Annotated in this window: 21 protein-coding genes; 11 read left to right on the forward strand and 10 right to left on the reverse strand. The window is 70.8% G+C overall.

Annotation, left to right across the window (positions count from 1 at the left end; genetic code table 11):
* The first annotated feature begins 52 nt into the window (after positions 1-52).
* Entirely contained in the window at positions 53-751 is a 699-nt protein-coding gene (locus tag OHB01_RS22325) for a TetR/AcrR family transcriptional regulator (RefSeq protein ID WP_328853925.1), read from the forward strand.
* Positions 752-867: 116 nt separating this feature from the next.
* On the opposite strand, the gene OHB01_RS22330 is transcribed toward OHB01_RS22325, so the two are convergent.
* The 3 genes from OHB01_RS22330 to OHB01_RS22340 all read right to left on the reverse strand — a co-directional run bounded on the left by OHB01_RS22330 (position 868) and on the right by OHB01_RS22340 (position 3,587).
* Positions 868-1,329, reverse strand: coding sequence for a cupin domain-containing protein (locus OHB01_RS22330; protein WP_185949028.1), 462 nt, complete (start codon positions 1,327-1,329; stop codon positions 868-870).
* 127 nt (positions 1,330-1,456) lie between these two features.
* Positions 1,457-2,596 carry an acyl-CoA dehydrogenase family protein gene (locus tag OHB01_RS22335; protein ID WP_142649802.1) on the reverse strand — a complete coding sequence of 380 codons (1,140 nt, stop codon included), beginning with the start codon at positions 2,594-2,596 and terminating at the stop codon, positions 1,457-1,459.
* Between the two features lie 349 nt (positions 2,597-2,945).
* The gene (locus OHB01_RS22340; RefSeq protein ID WP_147942305.1) at positions 2,946-3,587 is read right to left on the reverse strand and encodes a TetR/AcrR family transcriptional regulator; all 642 of its coding nucleotides are present in this window, start codon (positions 3,585-3,587) and stop codon (positions 2,946-2,948) included.
* 64 nt (positions 3,588-3,651) lie between these two features.
* On the opposite strand from OHB01_RS22340, the gene OHB01_RS22345 reads away from it, so the two are divergent.
* The 3 genes from OHB01_RS22345 (at position 3,652) to OHB01_RS22355 (ending at position 6,098) form a co-directional block, all read left to right on the forward strand.
* The gene (locus OHB01_RS22345; RefSeq protein WP_142649800.1) at positions 3,652-4,395 is read left to right on the forward strand and encodes an ABC transporter ATP-binding protein; all 744 of its coding nucleotides are present in this window, start codon (positions 3,652-3,654) and stop codon (positions 4,393-4,395) included.
* A complete protein-coding gene (locus OHB01_RS22350) occupies positions 4,392-5,120 on the forward strand; it encodes an ABC transporter permease (protein ID WP_328709557.1) in 729 nt (242 codons plus the stop codon). Before OHB01_RS22345 ends, OHB01_RS22350 begins: the two co-directional genes overlap by 4 nt.
* 78 nt (positions 5,121-5,198) lie before the next feature.
* Positions 5,199-6,098 carry a LysR substrate-binding domain-containing protein gene (locus OHB01_RS22355; protein WP_142649798.1) on the forward strand — a complete coding sequence of 300 codons (900 nt, stop codon included), beginning with the start codon at positions 5,199-5,201 and terminating at the stop codon, positions 6,096-6,098.
* A 1-nt stretch (position 6,099) separates the two neighbouring features.
* On the opposite strand, the gene OHB01_RS22360 is transcribed toward OHB01_RS22355, so the two are convergent.
* Complete coding sequence (locus tag OHB01_RS22360) at positions 6,100-6,999, reverse strand: helix-turn-helix domain-containing protein (RefSeq protein WP_142649797.1); 900 nt, start codon at positions 6,997-6,999, stop codon at positions 6,100-6,102.
* A 224-nt stretch (positions 7,000-7,223) separates the two neighbouring features.
* Between OHB01_RS22360 and OHB01_RS22365 the strand changes: the two genes are divergently transcribed.
* A complete protein-coding gene (locus tag OHB01_RS22365; RefSeq protein WP_142649796.1) occupies positions 7,224-7,718 on the forward strand; it encodes an ATP-binding protein in 495 nt (164 codons plus the stop codon).
* A 124-nt stretch (positions 7,719-7,842) separates the two neighbouring features.
* Here OHB01_RS22365 and OHB01_RS22370 read toward each other — a convergent pair whose 3' ends face one another.
* Together OHB01_RS22370 and OHB01_RS22375 are read right to left on the reverse strand one after the other, a co-directional pair.
* Positions 7,843-8,553 (reverse strand): DUF5941 domain-containing protein, encoded by a 711-nt coding sequence (locus tag OHB01_RS22370; protein ID WP_142649795.1) that lies wholly within the window; start codon positions 8,551-8,553, stop codon positions 7,843-7,845.
* Entirely contained in the window at positions 8,550-10,157 is a 1,608-nt protein-coding gene (locus OHB01_RS22375) for a CDP-alcohol phosphatidyltransferase family protein (protein ID WP_328853926.1), read from the reverse strand. The genes OHB01_RS22370 and OHB01_RS22375 overlap by 4 nt, the downstream gene beginning before the upstream one ends.
* A 266-nt stretch (positions 10,158-10,423) precedes the next feature.
* On the opposite strand from OHB01_RS22375, the gene recO reads away from it, so the two are divergent.
* Positions 10,424-11,188, forward strand: coding sequence for a DNA repair protein RecO (gene recO, locus OHB01_RS22380; RefSeq protein ID WP_142649793.1), 765 nt, complete (start codon positions 10,424-10,426; stop codon positions 11,186-11,188).
* Positions 11,189-11,373: 185 nt separating this feature from the next.
* Entirely contained in the window at positions 11,374-12,171 is a 798-nt protein-coding gene (locus OHB01_RS22385; protein WP_142649792.1) for an isoprenyl transferase, read from the forward strand.
* A gap of 35 nt (positions 12,172-12,206) precedes the next feature.
* Here the strand turns inward: OHB01_RS22385 and OHB01_RS22390 are convergent, their stop codons facing one another.
* The 3 genes from OHB01_RS22390 to OHB01_RS22400 all read right to left on the reverse strand — a co-directional run bounded on the left by OHB01_RS22390 (position 12,207) and on the right by OHB01_RS22400 (position 13,730).
* Positions 12,207-12,755 carry a CGNR zinc finger domain-containing protein gene (locus OHB01_RS22390; protein WP_221889967.1) on the reverse strand — a complete coding sequence of 183 codons (549 nt, stop codon included), beginning with the start codon at positions 12,753-12,755 and terminating at the stop codon, positions 12,207-12,209.
* A gap of 89 nt (positions 12,756-12,844) precedes the next feature.
* Complete coding sequence (locus tag OHB01_RS22395) at positions 12,845-13,252, reverse strand: Fur family transcriptional regulator (RefSeq protein ID WP_142649791.1); 408 nt, start codon at positions 13,250-13,252, stop codon at positions 12,845-12,847.
* A 55-nt stretch (positions 13,253-13,307) separates the two neighbouring features.
* Complete coding sequence (locus tag OHB01_RS22400) at positions 13,308-13,730, reverse strand: DUF6703 family protein (RefSeq protein ID WP_312845767.1); 423 nt, start codon at positions 13,728-13,730, stop codon at positions 13,308-13,310.
* 116 nt (positions 13,731-13,846) lie between these two features.
* Here OHB01_RS22400 and OHB01_RS22405 point away from each other — a divergent pair, with 116 nt between their 5' ends.
* From OHB01_RS22405 to OHB01_RS22420, 4 genes are all read left to right on the forward strand, one after another.
* The gene (locus tag OHB01_RS22405) at positions 13,847-14,164 is read left to right on the forward strand and encodes an antibiotic biosynthesis monooxygenase family protein (protein WP_142649790.1); all 318 of its coding nucleotides are present in this window, start codon (positions 13,847-13,849) and stop codon (positions 14,162-14,164) included.
* A 165-nt stretch (positions 14,165-14,329) separates the two neighbouring features.
* Positions 14,330-15,715, forward strand: a complete 1,386-nt coding sequence (locus tag OHB01_RS22410; RefSeq protein WP_142649789.1) for a glycine--tRNA ligase — start codon at positions 14,330-14,332, stop codon at positions 15,713-15,715.
* Between the two features lie 163 nt (positions 15,716-15,878).
* A complete protein-coding gene (locus OHB01_RS22415; protein WP_205830665.1) occupies positions 15,879-16,256 on the forward strand; it encodes a YciI family protein in 378 nt (125 codons plus the stop codon).
* A 188-nt stretch (positions 16,257-16,444) separates the two neighbouring features.
* Positions 16,445-17,047: an ATP-dependent Clp protease proteolytic subunit gene (locus OHB01_RS22420; protein WP_142649788.1), complete on the forward strand. Its 603-nt coding sequence runs from the start codon at positions 16,445-16,447 to the stop codon at positions 17,045-17,047.
* Between the two features lie 158 nt (positions 17,048-17,205).
* On the opposite strand, the gene OHB01_RS22425 is transcribed toward OHB01_RS22420, so the two are convergent.
* Complete coding sequence (locus OHB01_RS22425; protein ID WP_328853927.1) at positions 17,206-18,798, reverse strand: alpha/beta hydrolase; 1,593 nt, start codon at positions 18,796-18,798, stop codon at positions 17,206-17,208.
* Positions 18,799-19,217 lie beyond the last annotated feature (419 nt).

The raw sequence follows: 19,217 nt of genomic DNA on the forward strand, positions 1-19,217 counted from the left end.
GACAAAGTGGACGCGATGTCCACATAGTTCGACCGGGGGCTACGATGGCCTCATGGACAACGGGTTTGTGGATCCCGGCGGGAACGTGAAGAACGGCCGCGTTCCATCAGGGGGGACCATGCCTGCCGGCCGGGAACTGCCCGTGCTCGATCTCGAACCGGGCCGCCCGGCGCCGGTGCGCGAACGGGCGGACGCCGCGCGCAACCGCATGCGCGTGCTGAAGGCGGCCGAACAGCTCTTCGCGACCAGGGACGCGCGACACGTCACCATGGACGAGATCGCCAAGGCGGCGGGGGTGGGGCGGGCCACGCTCTACCGGCGTTATCCGGACACCGCCTCGATCGCGACGGCGCTCCTGGACGAGCACGAGCGGCAGGTGCAGGGACACATCCTGAACGGCCCGCCGCCGCTCGGCCCCGGTGCCTCACCGGCGGATCGGCTCGCCGCGTTCTACGTCGCGATGATCGATCTGCTGGAGCGTCACCTGCACCTCGTGCTGGGGGCCGAGACGGGCAGCGCGCGGTTCGGCACCGGCGCCTACCGCTTCTGGCGCACCCACGTGCGGATGCTGCTGACCGAGGCGGGGGTGCCGGATCCGGAGGGCAAGGCGGACGCCGTGCTGGCGCCGCTCGCGCCCGAGGTCTACCAGTTCCAGCGGCGGACCCTCGGCCTGTCGCAGGCCCGCGTCACCGAGTCGCTGGTGTGGAACGCCCACCGGCTCGCGGGCGGCGAGGCGCCGCCGGAACCCTGACGACTCGCCAGGACGCGCGAGGCGCGGGGACGGCGGGCGCCGTCGCCGCGCCAGGACGGGGCGGGCGGCCGAGGATCAGACGCGGCCGGGGCCGGTGTGCTCGACGACCTCCACGGTCACGCCGTCGTACGAACCGGGCCGGTCCACTTGAGCTCGGGCAGGTTGACCACGATCGCCTCCTGCGTGCTGCGGGCGATGACCACGACGGCCTCCAGATCGGGGTGGGTATTCTCCTCCCGATGCGGCACGAACGGCGGCACGAAGATGTAGTCGCCCGGTTTGGTGTCGATGCGCACCTCGTGCGGCTCCTCGGCGTCGACGTCGAGGAACACGAACGACGGCGTGCCGCTGACCACGTAGATCGCGGTCTCCGAGTCGCCGTGGTGGTGGTTCGCGGAGACGGTCGCCGGAGCCACGTGGGTCTGGCCCATCCACAGCCGGCTCGACCCCACGGTCCCGCCGCTGATGGCGGCCCGCCGGTGCATGCCGCCGGTCTGCGCGGTCTCCGAGGTCAGGCCCGCGGGCACCACGTGGTGCAGCCTGCGGTGGAACGGATCCTCGGGTAGAACGATGCTCACCTGTTTCTCCTGATTCTCGCGACGGCCCGGCCGACGGGGCGTCCACTTCTCACGACGTCTTCCTGCCCGGAAGGCCCCAGCCGGGCAGCGGCCGTCCTCGTACCGGCCTGCCCGTGCCCGGCGCGGGTCACGAGTGGGCGCGCGGGCCGAGCGCGGCCACCCCCGCACCGGTCAGGACCGTGTCGTCCTGCGGCGTGTGGATCCTGCCGCACAGCACGTCGCGGTAGTGGCGCTCCAGAGGATTGGCCCTCGACAGGCCGGGATTGCCGACGAGCGCCAGGGCGGCCTCGACGGATCTGATCGCGTTGCCGGTGACGGTGTGCTTGGCGAGCCCGGACCGGGCCATGGCCGCCTCGTCCCCGTCGTCCACCGCGCGGGCCGCGGACTCCAGCAGCCGGTCGCTCACCAGCAGCCACGCCTCGATCTCCCCGACGGCGGCCTGGAAACGGGGGAGCGTGGCCAGCGGCCGGCCCAGGTTCGCGGGTGTGCGCTCGCCCAGGTACTCGATCAGCCAGTCCCTGGCGGCCTGCGCCACGCCGTGGTACACCGCCCCGATCAGCACGTTGTTCCAGCCCATGAAGGTCGCGCCGCGGCCGGTCGGCGGCATCCCCGCCGGGGCGACCTCCACCGCGTGATCCCCGGGGATCCACGCCCCCTCGAAAATCACATCGTCGCTGCGAGTGGCACGCATGCCCAGGTGGTCCCAGGTCCGCTCCACCCGGTAACCACCGCCGCCGGCCTCCACGAGGAAGGACCCGACCAGGGGCTCGGGGTCGTCGGTGCGTGCCCAGACCAGCATCCAACGCAGACCGGGGATGCCCGTGCAGTAGGTCTTGCGGCCGGTGAGCCGGTATCCGCCGTCCTCCCGCGCGGCCACCGTCGCGGGCAGGCCGCCCCGGGCGGGCGTGCCCAGGTCTGGCTCCACCCGCAGGGCGTTGACGAGGGCAGGGCCCTCGATCGCCGACTTCTGCACCCGCCCGCGTACGTGGGCGGGCCAGGGGTTGTCCGGGCGGGCGAGCGCGGCGTGGGTCATCAGATACTGCGCGGTCACCAGCGCCACCGAGGGGTCGGCCCGGCCGACCGCCGTCACGACCGCCGCCGTCTCGGCGAGGCCGGCGCCGCGCCCGCCCGCCTCGCGTGGCAGCGTGAGCGCGAGGACGCCGGCCGCGTGCAGGTCCTCGAACGCCTCGAAGGCGAAGTCGCCCTCCCGGTCGTGCCGCTCCGCGCGGCTCGCGATCCCGGTCAGCACCTCGTCGAGACCCGTCATCGGTCCACCTCCCAGCGGTCGAAGGATGCGGCGGTCATGCGATGCGATGGTGCGGTCGCGGCGGCGCTCCATCCGGACCACGACGAGGTGGCCGGCCTGCCCCCGGACAAGCCCGGCTCACGCCCCGGCGCCCACGGCTTCCGAAGGGGACGGAGACGGTCGGGGGTCCGGAGAACGGCGGGATGGGATCCCACGCCGCAAGATCGCCCTTCGATGGTAAATTTCCCCTAAAAACCAGTCAAGAGTGTAGGGAAATGCGCTGCGAAACGCCCGCCGGTGTGCGGGGACGGCGGGTGTTTGCGGTGGGTGGTTGCGGTGGGTGGTTGCGGTGGGTGGTTGTGGCGGGCGGTTACGGCTCGGGCCGGGGGCAGTAGTCGCCGATCCCGTGCTCCAGCAGGTCGAAGGCGCGCTCGGCGTGCTCCCTGACGTCCGCCCTGATCAGCGCCGCGTCCTCGCCCGCCGTCTGCCGCATCGCGAAGTGGCGGGTCAGCGTGCGGACGGCGGCGCAGATCTGCGCCGCCACCAGACGGGGGGTCAGGTCGTCGGGATCGGCGTCGGTCTCCTCGGCGAGCGTCCGGGCCAGCCGGTCCTCCCGGTTGACCTCGAGCATGCGCACCCGTGACTGGAGCGCCAGGCTCTCCCGCACCCGCTGCGTGAACAGGTCCAGGCCCTCGCTCATCCCGTAACGCCAGTCGCCGGCGTCGAGTGCCTCGAAGAAGTCCCGTCGCACCGCCTCGACCGCAGTCTCGCCCGCGCGGCGCTCGCGCACGGCCCGGGCCAGCAGGTCCTCGGTCTCCTCGCTGCGGTCGAGGAACATGTCCTCTTTCGTGCGGAAGTAGTTGAAGACGGTGTTGACCGACACGTCGGCCGCCCTGGCCACCTCGGCCACCGTGACGTTGTCGAACCCCCGTTGCAGGAATAGCCCCATCGCGACGTCGGCGATGCGCTGCCGGGTCTCCCGCTTCTTCCGCTCCCGCAGGCCCTCTTCCATGCTCCGATTGTAAGGGTGAGCACAAACTTTAAGTGACTCCAAATTTGGTGTTACTCTAACCGGCATGATTCACGCCAGAGGGCTCACCAAGACCTTCGGCCCGGTCGAGGCCGTCCGGGGGATCGATCTCGACGTCTCCCGAGGGGAGATCGTCGGCTTCCTCGGGCCGAACGGCGCGGGCAAGACCACCACGCTGCGCATGCTCACCACGCTGCTGCGCCCCACGTCCGGCACCGCCACCGTCGCGGGCGCCGACCTGTTCGCCGACCCCGCGGCCGTACGCCGCCGGATCGGCTACGTCGCCCAGGGCGGCGCGTTCGCGCCGTTCTCCCCGGTGGGCCAGGAGCTCGTGCTCCAGGCCCGCCTGTACGGCCTGAGCAGGGAGCAGGCCCGCGAACGCGTCACCACCCTGCTCGCCGAGCTGGACCTGCCCGGGGTCGAGGAGCGTACGACGGTCACGATGTCGGGCGGCCAGAAGCGCCGGCTGGACATCGCGATGGGCCTGCTCCACCGGCCCGAGCTGCTCTTCCTCGACGAGCCCACGACCGGGCTCGACCCGCAGAGCCGCGCCAACCTGTGGCACCACGTGCGCCGGCTGCGCGAGCGGGACGGCCTGACGGTCTTTCTCACCACCCACTACCTGGAGGAGGCCGACGCGCTCTGCGACCGCGTCCTGATCATCGACCACGGCCGGATCGTCGCCGCGGGCACGCCGGACGAGCTGAAGACCGAGCACGGCGCGAGCACGCTCGACGACGTCTTCCTCGCGGTCACCGGCCGCGAGCTGCGCGAGGGGGCCGCCGCGTGACCGCCCTCGCCGCCCTGACCGGGCACTACCTGCGCGCGTCCTTCAGCAACAAGTTCAGCCTGGTCTTCAGCGCCCTGCAGCCGTTCCTGTATCTCGTGCTGTTCGGCCCGCTGTTCGACCGCAGCGGCGTGGGCTCGTGGGACGTCCTCGTGCCCGGCCTGCTGGTGCAGCTCGGGCTGACGAGCGCGGGGATGGCGGGCTTCGGCATCGTCTTCGACCACCGGTTCGGCGTGCTCGAACGCATGCGGGTCACGCCGGTGAGCCGGGTGACGCTGCTGCTCGGCCGGGTGCTCAGGGACAGCGTCGTGCTGCTGGTGCAGGCGGTGGCGATCATCGCGGCCGGCTACGCGCTGGGCCTGCGGGCGCCGCTCGCGGGGGCGCTGGGGGCGCTGCTGCTGATCACCGTGCTGGCGGTCGGCCTGGCGTCGCTGTCGTACACGGCGGCGCTCACGATGCGGCAGGAGCTGTTCGCGCCCGTGATGTCCACCGTGGTGGTCCCGCTGATGCTGCTGTCGGGAGCGCTGCTGCCGATGTCGCTCGCGCCCGCCTGGCTCGACGTGCTGTCGCGGCTCACGCCGTTCCGCTACGCGGTCGAGGGGATGCGCGCGCTGTTCGCCGGGTCCTACACGTCGTCGGCCCTGGTGTGGGGCGTAGTCGTGTCCCTGGCCTTCGCCGTCCTGGGCGTTACCTTGGGCACCAGGCGTTTCCAAACGGAAAACGCCTGATCAGGGGTAGTAAAAGGCATTCGAAGTTCATACCGGTTTGCGGGCGCCGCCAGGCACGGAGGCGGTCACAATGGGGGCGTGGCGGACGTCAACTTCACCCTCGTCCAGCTGCGTTACTTCGTAACCGCGGCCGAGCTCGGCAGCATGACCGCGGCCAGCAGGGAACTCATGGTGGCGCAGTCGGCGATCTCGGCCGCCATCGCCCAGGTGGAGCGGGAGCTGGGCGTCCAGCTCCTGATCCGCCACCATGCCCGCGGCCTGTCGCTGACCCGCGCGGGCGAGCGCTTCCTCGTCGAGGCCAGGGAGTTCCTGTCCCATGCCGCCGCGCTCGCCCAGTCGGCGCGCGGCCTCGCGGGCTCGCTGACCGGTGAGCTCGCCGTCGGCTGCCTGACCACGCTCGCGCCGTTCTACCTGTCCCGGCTGCTGCGCGAGTTCGCCGAGAAGTACCCCGGGGTGCGGGTCAGCGTCGCGGAGGGCGAGCTTTCCGCCATGGAGGCGGCGCTGCTCGACGGGCGGTGCGAGGTCGCCCTCGTCTACGCCATCGATCTCGCCCTCGACCTCGACATCCGGACGCTCACCCGGGCCAGGCCGTACGCGCTGCTGCCGCCGGAGCACCCCCTGGCCCAGGCCGAGGCGGTGTCGCTGTCGGACCTGGCGTCCGAGCCGATGATCCTGCTCGACCTGCCGCGCAGCCGCGACTACTTCCGGGCGATCTATCCGACCGAGCCGCGCGTCCGGTTCCGTACGTCGAGCTACGAGACGGCCCGCTCGCTGGTGGCGGGCGGGCACGGCTACTCGATACTCAACCAGCGGGCCGAAAGCGACCAGACCTACGACGGCGGCCGGGTCGCCTGCGTCCCGATCAGCGACGACGTGCCCGCGCTCGACGTCGTGCTCGCCTCGGTGCGCGGCGTGCGGCCCACCGCCCGGGCGGTCGCCTTCGCCGAGACCTGTCAGGCGTTCTTCGCCAGGAAGTAGGTCACCCGAGGTCGGCGAGCAGCTCCTCCAGGAACGCGCCGGTCTGCGTGGCCGGCCGGGCGTCCACGCACACCGCGTTCATCACCTGCGTGTACGCCTCGGTGTCCTCGGGCTTGTCGAGGTAGAGGGCGCTGGTGAGCTGCTCCAGGTAGACGACGTCGGGCAGTTCGGGTGCGTCGAAGCGCAGGATCGTGAAGGGACCGCCGCACGCGGCGTGCCCGCCATGGTCGAACGGCACGATCTGCAGCGTGATGTTCGGCTGCCGCGTCACCTCGATGAGGTGTTCGAGCTGGGCCCGCATCACCTTCCTGCCGCCGATCGGGCGGCGCAGTGCACCCTCGTCCATCACGGCCCACAGGGTCGCGGCCTCGGGCCCGGTCAGCCGTTCCTGCCGGCGCATCCGCAGGTCCACGCGCCGGTCGACGTCGTCGGCGGACCGCCCCACGTTGCTCCGCAGCACGAGGGCCCGCGCGTACTCGGGCGTCTGCAGCAGCGTGGGCACGAACTGCAGCTCGTAGCAGCGGATGACGGACGCCGCCTCCTCCAGCCCGACGTAGAACTCGAACCAGCCCGGCAGCACGTCGCTGTATTTGTGCCACCAGCCGGGGATGTTCGCCTGCCGCGCCAGGTCGAGCAGCACGGCTCGGTCGTCGGGGTCGGTGATGCCATAGAGGGTGAGCAGGTCGGCGACGTCCCGCTCCTTGAAGCCGACCCGGCCGAGCTCGAGCCTGCTGATCTTGGCGTGCGACCCGCGGATGGCACGGGCCGCCTCTTCTGGCGTGATGCCGCTCTCCCGGCGCAGCCGCCTGAGCTGGGCCCCGAGCAGGAGCCGCAGGGCCGTCGGGCCGCCGCGGGCGGTCCAGACCGGTGCGGGGGCGGTGTTTCCCGCCTGTGCGTTCACGATCGCTCCATCGGCGGCGCTCCCGGAAGGATTCCTGGTGAACCAATCGAGTTGATCATCCTACCGGACCGGAGCGAGGCCGTCTTTTCTGGGGACTTCCACGAAAGTCGGGGACGCGTGACATTTGCACGTGCACGCGTGCTTGCATCCGCAAGGCACAGGGCAAGATACACGACGGCAGGGAAATTCACATCATGTAATGGGTGAGACCTGAGGGATCGGCGATGACAGCAGACCTGGCGGGCCCGGGAGCCGCGACAGCGCCTCCGTGGTTGACCTCGATGTTCGAGCGGGACGACGTCGCCGGCTTGTCCCTGCCTCCGTCTGCGACGTGCACCTTTCATGGGCGCACCACGTCCGCTGCCGCCGCGCGTGATTTCACCGCCAGGACGCTGTGCGGCTGGGGATTGCCCGGCCTCGTGCCGGACGCGCAGATCGTGGTGTCGGAGTTGGTGACCAACGCGCTGCGGCACGCTCCCGGAGACCCCGCGGACGCCCCGCAGATCCGGTTGAGGCTGGTGAGGCACCGGTTTCATATCGGCTGCGGCGTGAGCGACGCCAGCGCCCGCGTGCCCGCGATCTCGCCCTGGAGCGATCTATCGGAGTCGGGCCGGGGGCTGCATCTGGTCGAGGCGCTGACGGCGGCGTGGGGATGGATCCTCACCCGCGGCGGCGGCAAGGTGGTCTGGGCCCTCTTCGACGCCTCGCCCGCCTCCTGAGCGGCATCCGCCCCCCGGAAAGCGGCCGGGCCGCCGCCGGCATCGGATGCCGGCGGCGGCCCGCCTGTCGTCATGGTCCCGCCGGCCTCGGAGGGCCTTCGGGGACGGATCGGGTCGGCCCTGCTCAGCCCTGCTCGGCCTCGCCGGTGACCTGCTCGGCCGCCTCCTCGGGCGACTGCTCCAGGTCCTGGTCGGCCTGGGCCTGCGCGGAGGCCTTGTCGAGCCGCACCCAGCTCGTGATGCTCTCGATCGCGAACAGCACGAGCAGGTACGCCGTGAGGACGGCCGCCACGGGGGTCAGCCATCCGGCGGCGGCGGCCACGCCCAGGACCAGCAGCCGGACCTCCCAGCCCAGCCCGGCCTGGTAGAGCCAGGCGGGGGGCCAGATCCCCTGCCGGGTGCGATAGACGGTGTCGTACGTGTGGTAGCCGATCACGTAGAGCAGCACGAACAGCAGCCACTTGGGCGTGTCCTCGGCCAGCCCGAGCACGATGATCGTCATGAACTCGGCCGCCCGCAGCAGCGGGGGAGTGAGCCAGTCGAAGCGGCCCAGGTGGTCGCGTCCGGCGGTGGGCAGGACCAGCACGAGCAGCACGGCGACGGGCACGATCAGGATCGGGCCGTCGGTGAGCGAACCGGCGACGGTCAGCGCCACGATCGCGATCAGCGCCACCACGGTCGCGGGCACGGGCGGCAGCAGCCGGCCCAGGGAGCCCTTCAGCGCGGTGGCGAGCGGGCCGTCGTCGCGGTAGGCGAGCAGGCGCGCGGTCTGGATGCGGCGGCGCTCCTCGTCCGGGTCGGGAAGCGGCGTGGTGACCTGCGGCTGAGTGATCATGCGAGCGACCTCAGGAGACGTCCGGTGAGGGTGTAGGTGGCCGCGACGCCGCCCCAGACGATCAGCGTGAGGAACGTCACCCGGGGGTTGAAGAACGCGGCGGTGATCGCGATCGCGGCGAAACGCTCGCCGATCGGGAACACGATCATCTTGCGGGCCCAGTGGACCGGGCGGAACTTGCCGGCGTTGGTCCAGAGCTTCAGCAGCCCGCGCACGCCGGTGTTCCGGCTCGCCCGGCGCTCCTCCAGCGCCTCCCGCAGCGGCCGGTCGTCGGCGACCGTCAGGTCCAGCGTGGGCAGCGGTATGGGCGCCTTGCGCCGGTTGGCCGCACCGAACGAGAAGTCCAGCAGGTGCTTGACCGACTGGAGGGCGATCGCGACCAGCGCCAGCGTCCAGACGCCCTCGCCGTCGCCGAACTGCCCGGACACCGTCGCGCCGACCGCGAGGCCGACGAAGACGGCGTACTCCTTGAACCGGTCGAAGGTGGCGTCGAGCCAGGCGCCGAGCACGCCGAACTTGCGCGCGTAGCGGGCGAGCTGGCCGTCCACGCAGTCGAAGACGAACGCGAAGTAGATGAGCAGCGCGCCGGCCACCGCTCCCCAGCGGGTGCCGGTGGAGAACGCGCCTGCCGACAGCAGGCCGAGGGCGATCGAGATCAGCGTCACCTGGTTGGGCGTGAGCCCCCGGCGGGCCGCCCAGCGGGCGATGAAGCGCGAGTAGGTGCTGACGAAGAACGTGGTGAAGAAGCCGTCGGCGCCCTTCACGGCGTTGTTCAGCCGGGCCCGGTCCTCGTTGTACTCCGCCATCTCCGCCTGCGCCTCGTCGGCTTCGGCCTGGCTGCGGATGCGGCGGAAGAACAGGTCGCGGCGGCCCCGCCGGCCCACCGACACGCCCCGCCGGACCAGGCCGAGCGTGAGAAGCTCGGTCACGTCGTCCTCGGGGCCGAACAGGTGGGCCATGTCCGCGAGCTCGCGGGCGACCTCGGCGAGGGTCTGCAGGTGCCGCTGGTGGAGGTGGAGCGGCCCGAGCAGCACCGCGTTGGGCCGTGTCACCGCGTGGTAGGCGGTGCCGACCGAGACGATGCGGCTGCGGCCGATGCGGGTGCGCATGGGCAGCCCTTCGACGACCGTCTGGCCGATCTCGGGCTCCGCCTCCTCGATCGGGACGAGTTCGGTCTCCTGGGCGTTCTCGTCCTGCTCGTCCCCCTCCTCGCGCTGCTCCCGAGCGACCAGCGCGAGCGCGCCGCGCTTGGCCTTGGTGATCTGGTAGATCAGCTCGTCGTGGATCAGCGAGTCGGCCGGCAGGATCAGCAGGTTGTCCTCGGCGCCCTCGACCGCGTCGGCCAGCGCACGCAGGTCGCCTGCGATGTCGGGGCTCTCCACCACGCGGCCGTACGGCCTGCGGTAGGCGGCGGCGTCCCCCGGGCGGGCGATCGTTGTCGGCTCCGGGTCCAGCGCGGCGGCCTGCGCGAGCAGCCTGTCGTACGCGGTGGGGGCCCCGGGCAGCGATTTCAGCGTGATGGCCGCGGGCAGGGCGGGCTGACCGCCGAGCGGCGGGGGACTGATCGGGCCGGGCGGGGCGCCCAGCAGGACCACGCGGGTCATGGCAACCTTTCACGCAACGGGGGGAGATCAGGCCCTCAGGCTTGACCGGCGCGGGGAAGTCCGCCGGAACCCAAAGCTTAGTGACCTTTCGGTTGAACCGATGCACCCCAGGTTTACCGTACGGCCCCTGGATGTACAGCTTGGGACGGGTTCGTCACAGGGCATCGTCGCCGGATCATTACCGAATTTTCACCGTTCGTGCGCCTCAACGGGGCGAATGCCCGACTGACGGGGCGGGCGCCCGCGCTCACCCATACGATGGCGGGGTGAGCCTCTACCGGGACGAGGGCGTCGTGCTGCGCACCCAGAAGCTGGGTGAGGCCGACCGCATCATCACCATCCTCACCCGGCGCACCGGCAAGGTCCGCGGCGTGGCCAAGGGCGTGCGCAGGACCAAGTCGCGCTTCGGCGCGCGGCTGGAGCCGTTCTCCCACGTCGACCTGCAGCTCCACAGCGGCAGGTCGCTCGACGTGATCACCCAGGTCGAGACCCTGCACCCGTACGGCGAGGCGATCGTGGCCGACTACGCCAGATACACCGCGGGGACCGCGATGCTGGAGACGGCCGACCGGCTGACGGTGGGGGAGAAGGAGCCGGCGCTGCGCCAGTTCCTGCTGCTGGTCGGCGGGCTGCGCACGCTCGCCGAGGGCGGCCACGAGGCCCGGCTGGTGCTCGACGCGTTCTTCCTGCGCTCGCTGGCCGTCGCGGGCTACGCGCCCGCCCTGTCGGAGTGCGCGCGGTGCGGCGCTGAGGCCGTGCGCGCCTTCGCGATCGTCGCCGGTGGTGTGGTGTGCGGCGCGTGCCGCCCGGCCGGCGCCGCCGTACCCGCCGCGGAGACGATCGCGCTGATGATCGCCCTGCTGCGCGGCGACTGGGCGGCGGCCGACGCCTCCGAGGCCCGGCACCGCACCGAGTGCAGCGGCCTGGTCGCCGCCTACCTGCAGTGGCACCTGGAGCACGGCATCCGCTCCCTGCGTCATGTGGAGAGGGAGTGGCCTCAGGCGACCGCAAGCGAAGTGCGGATCATTTGACCTGGCACTCCGGGGGTCCGGGGGGCGTGCCCCGGTTTGGCGCTGCCAGGTGACCGCAAGCGAAGCGAGGATCGTCTGAGCGGCCCTCACGGGGGTCTGGGGGGTCGTCCAAAACGCACAGAATCCGCACGGGATCCACACCTCTCGCGAGCGTGGGACCGGCCCGGACGCAATACCCTCGGTACATGGTCCGTCCTCCCACTCCGCATCCGTCCGGTGCCACCCCGCCTGCCATTCCCCGCGACCTGCTGCCGCGCCACGTGGCGATCGTCATGGACGGCAACGGCCGATGGGCCAAGGCGCGCGGGCTGCCCAGGACCGAGGGGCACAAGATGGGCGAGTCGTCGCTGTTCGACGTCATCGAGGGCGCTATCGAGATCGGCATCCCCTACCTGTCGGCGTACGCCTTCTCCACGGAGAACTGGAGGCGCTCGCCCGACGAGGTGCGCTTTCTCATGGGGTTCAACCGCGACGTCATCCGCCGCCGCCGCGACCAGCTCAACGCGATGGGCGTACGGGTCCGCTGGGCCGGGCGTCCCGGGCGGCTCTGGAAGAGCGTGATCAAGGAGCTGGAGGACGCCGAGCGGATGACGGTCGGCAACAGCACGCTGACCCTCCAGTTCTGCGTGAACTACGGCGGTCGCGCGGAGATCGTGGACGCCGCCGTGCGGCTGGCCCAGGACATCGCCGCGGGCAGGGTCAAGGCCGACAAGGTCTCGGAGAAGACCTTCGCCCGCTATCTGGACGAGCCGGAGATCCCTGACGTGGATCTGTTCCTGCGCTCGTCCGGCGAGCAGCGCACGTCCAACTTCCTGCTCTGGCAGTCCGCGTACGCCGAGATGGTCTTCCTCAACCAGCTGTGGCCCGACTTCGACCGGCGCGACCTGTGGCAGGCGTGCGAGATCTACGCCAAGCGCGACCGCAGGTATGGCGGGGCCATGCCGAACGAGACGGCCGCGAACTCCGGCGCCGCGCGCGGCTGACGGAACGGCGCTCGAACGCGGCGGGCCCGGCGTCGTCAGGAGGCGTCGCGGCGGCGGGCCCGATACGCGGCGACGTGCATGCGGTTGCCGCAGGTGCGGCTGTCGCAGTAGACCCGGGAGCGGTTCCGCGACTCGTCCACGAAGACCTGGGAGCAGTCGGGCGCCGCGCACGTGCGCAGGCGATCCCGCTCGTTCTCCACGAGCACGTGGGCGAGCGCGACCCCGCAGTCGGCGGCCAGGTGCTCGGCGATCGACGAGCCCGGCGCGAAGTAGTGCACGTGGAGAGGGTGGCCGTCGTGCTCGGCGAGGTGCGGCGTGATGCGGGTGCGCTGCAGCAGCGTGTTGAGCAGGCCGACCGCCGTCGGCTGGTCCGGCGCGGTGAACACCGCGTGGAACTCCTCGCGCAGCGCGCGGACCTCGGCGAGGTCCCGCCGGGTCACCGCTTCGACTCCGCTGACCTCTCGCCTGCGGACGAACTCCTCGAGGTCGCCGACCTCGGCCAGCGTGTCGCGCTCGCCGGCGCCGGTGTTGATGAGGTCCACCACCGTCCCCAGCGAGTACACCATGTCATGGCTGAACGGCACGCCATCTCCCTCTAGTCGCGGCGGGCGGGATCGTGTCCTTTGTCGCGGCGCCCGCAGCGTACCTCTCATAAGGCCCGCGTGGGACGGGGTCAGCCCTTTCCGGCCGTCTCCGCCCGCGACGCCGCCTCCGCGCACGAGGAGCAGGTGCCGAAGACCTCCACGGTGTGCGTCACGTTGATGAAGCCGTGCTCGGCCCCCACGACCTCGGCCCAGCGCTCGACGTCCGGCCCGGCCACCTCGACCGTACGCCCGCAGTCCCGGCACACCAGGTGATGGTGGTGAGAGTCGGTCTGGCACGCCCGGTAGACCGACTCGCCCTCGTCGGTGCGCAGCACGTCGACCCGGCCGGCGTCGGAGAGCGACTGGAGCGCCCGGTAGACGGTCGTCAGGCCGATCTTCGAGCCGATCGCACGCATCTCGGCGAACACGTCCTGCGCGCTGCGGAACCCCCGGCTCTGCCGGAGGATCTCGTGAACGGCGTCACGGCTCTTCGTCATCAGGACTCCTGTGTACGGCTTCGCCCTACGACCTACCAGGTTAGGCCGGTTCGCGTCAGATCAGGCCGAAACGGGTGGCGGCGAGGAGGACCAGGAACGTCGCCACCGCCACGCGCAGCAGCCGGCCCACCGGACGCAGCGAGGGCCAGGACAGGTAGGCCAGCCAGACGATGAACGCGAGCACCGGAAGCACGGCCACCCCGCCACGCCAGTCGGCCACCACCAGCCCGGCGATCAGCAGGGCCACCATGACCAGAGGGACCACCCAGCGGGGCTGCTGGAACAGGAAGACCAGCGGCGCGGCGCTCCTGCGCTCGACCTCCGCGCGCAGCCCGGTGGCGCCGGGCGTGAAGAACTGCTCGCCCTGCGGCAGCGGCCGCCGCATGCGAGGGGGCGCCGCGTTCTCCCGGGCGGGGGCCTTCCTCGCCAGGGGATGGGCCGGCACCTGACGGCGCGGCGGTTCGGTTTCGCTTCCCACGTGTTCGAGCCTAGTGCGCATCGGCCCCGTCGTGGCCCTGTCGCCGGCTATGCCGCTCCGGCCGGGGCCGCCCCCTCCCCGGCGGGCCGTACGAGAGGGGTGGCATGCTGGGCGGCATGCTCGCCGTGATCCGTTATTCGGTGCCGGGCGCCCGCGCCGACGAGTTCGCCGCCCAGGCGCGCGACATCCTCGACCTGCTGGCCGCGCAGCCTGGATACCTGCGCGGGCAGATCGGCAGGTCGGTGGACGAGCCGGCCCTGTGGGCCGTGGTCAGCGAGTGGGAGGGCGCGGGCTACTACCGGCGTGCCCTGTCCGCGGCCCGCATGGTGATGTATCCCCTGATGACCCTTATGATCAACGAGCCCGGCGCCTTCGAAAGCGTCTACACGCTGCCGGGCGAGGGGGCGAGCGCCGGGACCGTGGGCAAGGCTTGAGCGCGGGGGCGCCGGATTCCCCTAAGCTTGAGCACGGATCCTGGCAGGTGGCCGGACGTCCCGCAGCCGCGACACGGCGGCCGGGCCGGCCCGCCCGCTTCAGCGAAGCATCGCGCCGCTGACCCCGATCTCAACGCCGACACCCAGCCGGATGGAGTTCCACTGATGGCACGTCGCACCGACGTCTTGGAAACGATCGTCAGCCTCGCCAAACGCCGCGGGCTCGTCTTCCCGTCGAGCGAGATCTACGGAGGCCTGCGGGCGTCCTGGGACTACGGCCCTCTCGGTGTCGAGCTCAAGAACAACGTGAAGCGCGAGTGGTGGAAGGCCATGGTGCAGGGCCGCGACGACGTCGTCGGCCTCGACTCCTGCGTCATCCTCGCCCGTGAGGTCTGGCAGGCCAGCGGTCACGTCGAGACCTTCACCGACCCGCTCACCGAGTGCCAGTCGTGCCACAAGCGCTACCGCGCCGACCACCTCATCGAGGCGTACGAGGCCAAGCACGGCAGCGAGCCGGCGGGCGGCCTGGCCGACATCACCTGCCCCAACTGCGGAAACAAGGGCGCCTTCACCCAGCCCAAGCAGTTCAGCGGCCTGCTGAAGACCTTCCTCGGCCCGGTGGAGGACGAGTCGGGCCTGGCGTACCTGCGGCCGGAGACCGCCCAGGGCATCTTCATCAACTACCTGAACGTCCAGCAGTCGGCCCGCAAGAAGATCCCGTTCGGTATCGGCCAGATCGGCAAGTCGTTCCGCAACGAGATCACCCCGGGCAACTTCATCTTCCGCACCCGTGAGTTCGAGCAGATGGAGATGGAGTTCTTCGTCAAGCCCGGCACGGACGAGGAGTGGCACCAGTACTGGATCGACGAGCGCCTGCGCTGGTACGTCGACCTCGGTATCAACAAGGACAACCTCCGGCTCTACGAGCACCCGAAGGAGAAGCTGTCCCACTACTCGAAGCGGACCGTGGACATCGAGTATCGCTTCAACTTCGCCGGCGGCGAGTGGGGCGAGCTTGAAGGCATCGCCAACCGCACCGACTTCGACCTCACCGCGCACGGCAAGGCGTCCGGCACCGACCTGTCGTTCTTCGAGCAGGAGTCGGGCGAGCGCTACGTGCCGTACGTCATCGAGCCGGCGGCCGGTGTGGACCGCGCGACGCTGACCTTCCTGCTCGACGCCTACACGGTCGACGAGGCGCCCAACGCCAAGGGCGTCATGGAGGAGCGGACCGTGATGCGCCTCGACCACCGGCTCGCCCCGGTCAAGGTCGCGGTGCTGCCGCTGTCGCGCAACGCCGACCTGTCGCCGAAGGCCCGCGACCTCGCGGCCCAGCTGCGCCGCCGGTGGAACGTGGACTTCGACGACGCGGGCGCCATCGGCCGCCGCTACCGCCGCCAGGACGAGATCGGCACGCCGTTCGCGATCACGGTCGACTTCGACACTCTTGAGGACCAGGCCGTGACGATCCGCGAGCGGGACACCATGGCCCAGCAGCGGGTCGCGCTCGACCAGGTCGAGTCGTACCTGCGTCAGCACCTCAACGACTAGATCACCACGACAAGGCGCCTGCCCGGAAATCCCCGGACAGGCGCCTTTCGTCATTGATCGGTGAGTGGTGCGATCGGTTGATCGCCGGTTCGCCGTTGTGGTCGACGGACGGCTCATCGGCCCGAGAAGATCCTGCGCGGCACGCCGGCGTCGGCGAGGATGGGTGCCGTCTGTGCAGAGCGACCAGGGAGCCGACGCGATGGCGAAATACCTGATCTCGTTTCCGAGTGCCGCCATGGCCCTTTCCGGCGAGGAGCTGCAGGCGGCCGCGACCGCGGCGCACGCCGTCGTGCAGGAGGCGAAGGACGCCGGTGTCTGGGTGTTCGGCGGCGGCATCGACGAGAGCGTTCCGCCCGTCATGGTGGACGGGGACGGGACCGTGACCGAGGGCACCTACCCGCAGACGCGGCGGCTCGAAGGCGGCTACAGCATCCTGGAGCTGCCGTCCCGCGAGGCGGCGCTGGAGTGGGCCGCGAAGATGGCGGTCGCGTGCCGGTGCGCGCAGGAGGTCCGCGCGTTCCAGTACGACCCCGCCGTCTGACGGGCCGCGGGCTCGCCGGGAACCGCTCCCGGCCTCGCGGCACGAAAGATCGCGGCTAATCGCGAGAAATATGCTTGTAGCGTAATTTCCGGCGGCGAAAATGTGCTGAGAGTGAAATAAGCAGTCCTGTTCCGGGGTTCCGGGACTAATGTCGCGGCATAACCCGGCTACCGGAACAGGGAGACCAGATGGACCACTTCGCGCGCTCAGGCGACCGCGCCGCCGACCGGTTCGGCTTCGGCGATCTCGGCCACAAGCTGCTGGAACGCCGCATCGTCGTGCTCGGCCAGGAGGTCGACGACGACATCGCCAACCGGATCTGCTCCCAACTGCTGCTGCTGAGCGCGGAGGACTCCACGCGGGACATCAGCCTTTACATCAATTCCCCCGGTGGTTCCGTGTCGGCCGGTCTTGCGATTTACGACGTCATGCAATATGTGCCGAACGACGTCGTGACCGTCACCATGGGCCTCGCCGCCTCGATGGGACAGTTCCTGCTGTGCGCCGGCGCGCAGGGCAAGCGTTACGCCCTGCCGCACGCGCGCATCATGATGCACCAGCCGCTCGGCGGCATCGGCGGCACGGCGGCCGACATCGCGATCCAGGCCGAGCAGATGCGCCACACGAAGAAGACCCTGGCCGAGCGCACCGCCTTCCACACCGGCCAGCCGCTGGAGCGCATCGAGGCGGACGCCGACCGCGACCGGTGGTTCACCGCCGAGGAGGCCAAGGCGTACGGCATCGTCGACCACGTGGTGGCCGGGCTCGGCGCCGTACGGACGGCCCGGTAGAAGCGGGCCCCCTACAGGCACACACTGAGCGGCAGGGCGTCGGCGGCACGGTGAGCGCCGACGTCGGCCGCACTGTGCCGCTTGTGAGGGGCCGCTTGTGAGGGGCCGCTTGTGAGGGGCCGCTTGTGGAGGGCGTCGGAGCGAGCGGGGGAGCGTGCTCAGCCGCAGCGCGTTCCGTTGGGCGGGACCGTCCCCTCCAGCAGGTAGGCGTTGACCTTCTCGTCGATGCACTGGTCCTGGCCGTACGCGCCGTGGCCCTCGCCGTTCAGCGTCAGCAGCACGGCGGTGCGCAGCTGCTCGGCCAGCCGCGGCGCCCACTGGTAGGGCGTGGCCGGGTCGTTCGTGACGCCGACGACCAGGATGGGATTGGACCCGGTGGCGTCGACGTGCTGGGCGGCGTCGTTCCCGCGCACAGGCCAGACGCTGCACGACCCCGCGCTGATCGCGGTCGAGGCGAAGATCGGGCTCTTCTTCTCCAGTTGCCGGGCCAGCTCCTTGGCCTGGGCGACCGAGGGGCGGTCGGTGCTGTCGACGCACAGCACCGACGGCAGCGAGAACTGCAGGGTCGAGTAGGTGCCGTTCGGCTGCCGCCCGGCGTACTGGTCGGCCAGGGCGAGCAGGCCGTCGAGCTTGCCCTTCCTGCCCTCGTCCAGCGCCTCGGTGAGCAGCGGCCAGGTGAGCTTGCTGTAGAGCGCCTGGGTGATGCCCGCCCTGGCGATGTCCTCGGTGACCGTGCGCGAGCCGACCTTCCCCGGCGTGCGGGCCAGGGTGTCGAGGAGCTTCAGCACGGTGGCGTTCGCCTCGGCGGGGGTTGCGCCGAGCGGGCAGCTCGTCCGCGTCTTGGCGCAGTCGGCCAGGTAGTCCTCGTACGCCTTCTGGAAGCCGAGGGTCTGCGTCTTGGCCATTTCGAGCATGCTGACCGAGGGGTCGACGGCCGAGTCGAGCACCATCCGCCCCACCTTCTTCGGGAACTGCGTGGCGTACACCGCCCCGAGGTGGGTGCCGTAGGAGAAGCCGAAGTAGTTGAGGTGCGGCTCGCCGAGTGCCGTGCGCAGCATCTCCATGTCGCGCGCGGCGTTGACGGTGCCGACGTAGGGGAGGATCCAGCCCGCGTTGCGCTCGCACGCCTGGGCGAATCCCGTGACGAGCTTGGTCTCGGTCGCGGTGTCGTCGCTGGGCTCCTCGCTCATGTACTGGTCCATCTGGGGCCCGGTGAGGCAGCGGATGCCGCTGCTGCGTTCCACGCCGCGCGGGTCGAAGCCGACCAGGTCATAGCGGGTGTTCAGGGTGGAGAACGCGTGGGCCGCGTTGATGAGCGTGGTGACGCCGGAGCCGCCGGGACCGCCGAAGTTGAAGACCAGGGAGCCGATCCGCCGGCTGGGGTCGGTGGCCCGCAACCGGACCAGGGCGATGCCGATCTTCTTGCCTTCCGGCTCGGCGTAGTCGAGGGGCACCTGCAGCGTGGCGCACTCGAAGCCCGAGGCGGACGCCGTCTCCTCGCACGCCTTCCAGGCCAGGGACGGCGTGCTCGACACGTACGCCACCGGGGTGACCCGCGCGGCCCCGCAGCCGGTGGTCGCCGCCATCGTGCCGAGCCCGGCGACCACCGCCGCCATCACCGGCCCGACCCGCCGTGTCGCCGTGCGCCGTGTCGCCGTGCGCCGCGCCGCCGTACGCTGTGCCGCCAGGACCTGTGCCGCCAGGACCTGTGCTGCCTGGACCCGCGCCGCCAGAACCCGTGCGGCCCGCATTCGTGCCGTCATTCCCCGCGCCGTCACTCGCGCCGATTCCCCTCGCTCCGGAAGCCCTTGCTCCAGAACCCCTTGCTCCAGAACCCCTTGCTCCAGAACCCCTTGCTCCAGAACCCCTCGCGACAACGCTCGCGACACCGACAACCCTCCGTGTTCGACTCTGTTCGGAGGGTGCCTCGTTTATATCGCATGCACTCGGCGCCGCATCGCCGACTCACCGGAACTCCGCCTTACCGGACAATGGTCTAAACCATTTCCTCTCGGCCGCTCCGGAACCTTCATGCCGCCCTTGGTGACGAATTGGTTTATACCAGTTCGCGATCACCGGAAAAATGGCCGTTCTTTGATTGGATTAGACCTCTGCAATGCCTCCTACCTGCTTAGACGCCATATGTGGTGAAGGGTGAGGTTTGGTGCTG

The sequence above is a fragment of the Microbispora hainanensis genome, assembly GCF_036186745.1.
Lineage (GTDB): Bacteria > Actinomycetota > Actinomycetes > Streptosporangiales > Streptosporangiaceae > Microbispora.